The organism is Candidatus Jordarchaeum sp., from assembly GCF_052745115.1.
Genome location: NZ_JBRAKS010000303.1, coordinates 1 through 4743 on the forward strand (window position 1 = coordinate 1; position 4743 = coordinate 4743).

Genomic DNA, 4743 nt, shown 5'->3' on the forward strand with positions numbered 1-4743 from the left:
ATTCATCATATTATATAAATAAAGTGAAAAAATAAAAATTATACAACACAGCATTAAAAGCTGTTTTAAGAATTTTTATAGGAATCAAATCCCGTCCATATTAATCTAGCATCTAATAGAAATATGTATCTAAATTTTTCATCAAAAATCAGATTTAACTTTTAAATAGAAAGCGTTTTAAATTTTGGGGAAAGAAGGTTTTATTTTAATCCAGATTTATTCTTCCTGCAACTCATCTTTTTTTCTTCTTAGTAGCTCATCTTTGGATAGTCCATATTTTTTGGCTATTATGGCTAGTGATTTATCGGCTGCGTCTCTGATTCGTTCGTCCTTATCCTTTAATAATTTCATTAAGGGCTCTACTGCTTCCTGATCCCCGGTTTTTCCCAAGGCCTTAACCGCATTTTCTCTTACGCGGGGGTCACTATCTTTGAGCAGATTGATAAGCGGTTTCATAGCTGCCCCGGTTCCTTTGAATCCTATGGCGTCGGCGGCCCACATGCGGACCCGGCTATCAGGGTCTTTTAGGGCTTCAACTAGGTATTGTGAAATTTCGTCTGACCTTGCTAACTTCAGTGCTTTTACCGCGTTTATTCTCACTTCAACTACAGGATCTTTCAGGGAATTGATCAACGGTTCTTCAGCTCTTGGGTCATCTATTTTTCCCAGAGCTTCGATTACGTTTGCTCTAACAAGGTTGCTTTGATCATCAGCTAATTTTATTAGAACTTCAACGGCTTTGGGGTCTCCTATTTCTCCCAATGCCTTTGCAGCATATGCTTTTTTGTACTCGTCCTCAGTTTCTATGGCTGAGAGGAGGGGGTTTACTGCTTTTGGGCCTATTCTTCCTAGGCTTTCGATTGCGATTGTCTGAATCCTACTATCTGCGTCGTCTAGGGCTTTAATTAACAGTTGGATGACTTTTTCCCCCCCGATTTTGCTTAAGGATTTTACTGCCACTAGTCTTACTTCGTTGTCCTCGTCGTTGAGTAATCCTCCAAGAGGTTCTATAACCTTAACCCCACCAATTTTACCCAGAGATTGCACTGCTGCTATTCTTACTTCACTGTAGTCATCGTTTAGGAGTTCGGATAAGGGTTCGATTGTTCTCAAGTCGCCTATGTTTCCCAGAAGTTCTGCGCAGGCTGCTCGAACCTTAAAATCCTCATCTCTCAGATTATACAATAGTTCGTTTATGGCCTCTGCTTTCTTCCCACTCTCATACTTTTCCATTATTTTCTTGATTATAACTTGATGTTTCGGAATCATAATTATAATCACTCTCCACAAATAATCGTAATCACAATAATTATTAATATTATAATACTTTGATTTAAATCTATAGCTCAAAATTCCTAACTCAGACTTCTAAAATCTAAAGACAAACTATTTTAACAGAAATTTCAAGCATTCATATTTGAAAAATATGTTATAAAATATGTTAAAGGCCCAAATTATTCAGAAATTTAAGCAAATATAGAGTTAATTATAAAAGTTATATCATCTATTTGAGCAATTAATTGGTTGAAACGAGGGAAAGGCTGTGAAAGTTGAGAGGTTTACTCCCATTGAATATGAAGACCTAATACTACCCCAAGGATACAGCGTTTCAGAAGAAAGCCTATTTCTATTCACCGAGGAAGAGAACAATTTCAGAAGTGAAGTAAGATCCTTTATGGACCAAGAAATAGTCCCCATGACTGAGCAGTTTGAAAAAGATAACGTTTTTCCAAGAAAAGCTTTGCAATTGATTGCCAAGAAGGGCTATGTTAGCTATCCTTTTCCCAAAGAATGGGGAGGATTAAATGAGGGAAACGGTATCACTAAAGATTTCATAGTTTCAGAAGAATTAGCTGCAGTCAGTCCAGTGACCAGTACAGCCAGGATAGCAACAATGCTTTCTTGTATACCAATATGTAGATTCGGTTCTTACCATCAGAAAGAAAAGTTCCTAAAACCTGTATTATCCGGTAAAAAAATAGGAGCAATAGTAATAACCGAGCCCCAAGCCGGTAGTGATACTGCCCGTATGCAAACAATCGCAATTAGGGATCAAAACCACTATGTTCTAAACGGTGAGAAGAGATTTATAACCAATGCTGGAGAGGCTGAGGTCAATACTACTTTTGCCATAACTGATCGTAGTGTACACCCCCATAAGGGCATGAGCTGCTTTGTGGTTGAGAAGGACATGCAGGGTTTTGAGGTCGTGGAACACTATAATCTCTTGGGCATGAGGGGGGCTAGAAATGGCCATCTGCGGTTCAAAAATATGAGGGTTCCTGTGGAGAATCTGGTGGGGAGGGAAAATGAAGGTTTCCCCATCCTCCTTGACGAGTTAGATATTGAGAGAACGGTTATTGCAGGTGAAGCAATCGGTCATGCGCGTAGGGCCTATGAAATTGCACTGGAATACTCTCTACTAAGGGTGCAGTTCCATCAGCCTATATCTAATTTTGAGGCGGTGAGCTTCAAGCTAGCGGAAATGCACACCAAAATAGAGGCCTCTCGTCTTTTGGCTCTGAAGGCGGCAAGGCTTATTGACGTCGGTAAACCTGCTTCCAAGGAGTCAGCTGAGGCTAAAATGTTTGCAACCAACATGAGTGTTGAGGTCTGCAATGAAGCGCTCCAGATTGTTGGAGGAATTGGTTACACCACAAAATTTCCAATGGAGCAATACTATCGGGATGCCAGAATGATGAAAATAGCGGGGGGTACAACAGAGATATTAACCTATCTCATAGCTCGGGAATTAATCAGTGACGCCAAGAAAAAAAGAAAGGAAATAGGTCAAACCGAACCTTTTTAATCCTTCTACTCTGGCTTCCAAACCGGTTTTCTCTTTTTCAGAAAGGCATCCATTCCTTCACTCAATTCGTAGGAGCCGTAAATTAGTGCTAGCATGTCGCGACCATGAACAAATGACGGATAGAGAAGATCGGATCCAAAGTTCAGAGCTATTTTTGAGAGCTTTATGCTCTGCGGGCTCAAAGCCTTAATCTCTTCACACCATTTAGCAACTTCGGCGTCCAACTCCTCTGGTGGCACAACCTTGTTTACCCAGCCCATAGCCTCGGCTTCTTTTGCGGTGTATCTTCTACAGAGAAATATTATCTCTCGGGCTCTCTTCTCCCCCACTACCCTTGGGAGCATTTGGGTGCCACCCCAGACCGGAACACTGCCCACCCTGGGGCCTACTTGACCAAGTGTTGCTTTTTCAGAGGCTATGGCCAGGTCGCAAAACATGTTGAGTTCGTTTCCTCCACCTAGACAGTAGCCGTTAATCCGGGCGATTATCGGTTTTGAAATGTTTCTCATTGTTGTAGACAGTTTGAGGCATTTACCCAGGAATTTTCTACCAATTGCAGGAGTCAGCTTTCCCATCTCTGAAACGTCCCCACCAGAGCAGAAGGCTCGGTCACCAGCACCAGTCAGTACCACCACTCTTACATCTTCGTCTTCTTCGGCGTCTTCAAAGGCTGCGGTCATCTCTTCCAGAGTTTTTGATCTAAAAGCGTTAAGGGCTTGAGGTCTGTTTATGGTGATAGTGGCAACGCCGTCCTTCTTTTCGTAAATTATGTCCTCAAAATTCACAGATAGCCACCTCCAAGCAATTACATTAACTCTCTTTAATTTAGACTAATTACTTTTTTGGTAACCTTAAACACATATTCAAACTGTAAATATTTCAATTAATAAAACCATTTTCAAGCTCAGGAGAATCATGTTTTTATGTTTGAGAAAAGTTTTAAGTATAATACCGAACATTACTGTTTTTAAAACTGGTAGAAGAAGGAGTGGAAAATGAAGCTGGAAGATGTAAAAAATATATGTGTTTTAGGATGTGGCATCATGGGATCTGGAATAGTGCAACTCTGTGCAGGACTTGGGTATAATACCACTTTTTGCGAGATTTCAGATGAAATAGTTAAAAGGTCCATGGAGAGAATAAAGGGCAGTCTGAGTAGAGCAGTGGAAAAGGGCAAAATGACTCAGGAACAATTGGACAAGACAATCGCCAAAATAAAGGGTACAACTGACCTAAAAGAAGCAGCTGGAAACGCTGATATAGTTATAGAAGCTATTCCTGAGAATTTGGAACTGAAAAAGAATACCTGGAAACAACTGGATGAAATCTGTCCCAAACACGCTATCTTTGCCTCAAACACTTCCTCCCTAATGATCACGGATCAAGCCTCAGCCACTAAGCGTCCAGAAAAATTCATTGGAATGCACTTCTTTAACCCTGCGCATGTCATGAAACTCGTAGAGATTATTAGAGGTGCTGTGACCTCGGATGAAACGTACAAAGTAATTTATGATCTTTCGATAAAGATGGGAAAGGTTCCTGTAGAGGCCAAGGATGGACCCGGATTCTTCACCACCAGATTCATCTGCTACACTGTTGCCGAAATTATAAGACTCCTAGAACTAGGAATCGCTGGAGTGAAAGAAATAGACACCATGGTAAGACTGGGATTTGGATGGCCCATGGGACCTTTAGTTCTAGCGGATTTCGTAGGCTTGGATACCATATACCACGTGTTAGAATACTGTTACAGCGAAACCGGTAATCCCAGCTACAAGCCGCCCATGTTGTTAAGAAAAATGGTGATAGCTGGATTCTTAGGAGATCCCAGACAAAAACCTGGAAGCAGAGGCGGGTTCTACGAGTATTTTGGTGTTCCTAGGGAATAAAACAAAAAGGAGCCTCCTAAAGGCTCCCTCATATTTTATTAGTAA

General features: G+C 41.0%; 4 protein-coding genes. 2 read left to right on the forward strand and 2 right to left on the reverse strand.

Features of this window, described 5'->3' with window-relative positions:
* Nucleotides 1-216 precede the first annotated feature (216 nt).
* Nucleotides 217-1269 carry a HEAT repeat domain-containing protein gene (locus ACUVXA_RS16540; RefSeq protein WP_445872391.1) on the reverse strand — a complete coding sequence of 351 codons (1053 nt, stop codon included), beginning with the start codon at nt 1267-1269 and terminating at the stop codon, nt 217-219.
* Between the two features lie 274 nt (nt 1270-1543).
* On the opposite strand from ACUVXA_RS16540, the gene ACUVXA_RS16545 reads away from it, so the two are divergent.
* Nucleotides 1544-2809 carry an acyl-CoA dehydrogenase family protein gene (locus tag ACUVXA_RS16545; RefSeq protein ID WP_445872392.1) on the forward strand — a complete coding sequence of 422 codons (1266 nt, stop codon included), beginning with the start codon at nt 1544-1546 and terminating at the stop codon, nt 2807-2809.
* A 5-nt stretch (nt 2810-2814) separates the two neighbouring features.
* On the opposite strand, the gene ACUVXA_RS16550 is transcribed toward ACUVXA_RS16545, so the two are convergent.
* A complete protein-coding gene (locus ACUVXA_RS16550) occupies nt 2815-3594 on the reverse strand; it encodes an enoyl-CoA hydratase-related protein (RefSeq protein WP_445872393.1) in 780 nt (259 codons plus the stop codon).
* A 210-nt stretch (nt 3595-3804) separates the two neighbouring features.
* On the opposite strand from ACUVXA_RS16550, the gene ACUVXA_RS16555 reads away from it, so the two are divergent.
* Nucleotides 3805-4698 (forward strand): 3-hydroxyacyl-CoA dehydrogenase family protein, encoded by an 894-nt coding sequence (locus ACUVXA_RS16555; RefSeq protein WP_445872394.1) that lies wholly within the window; start codon nt 3805-3807, stop codon nt 4696-4698.
* Nucleotides 4699-4743 lie beyond the last annotated feature (45 nt).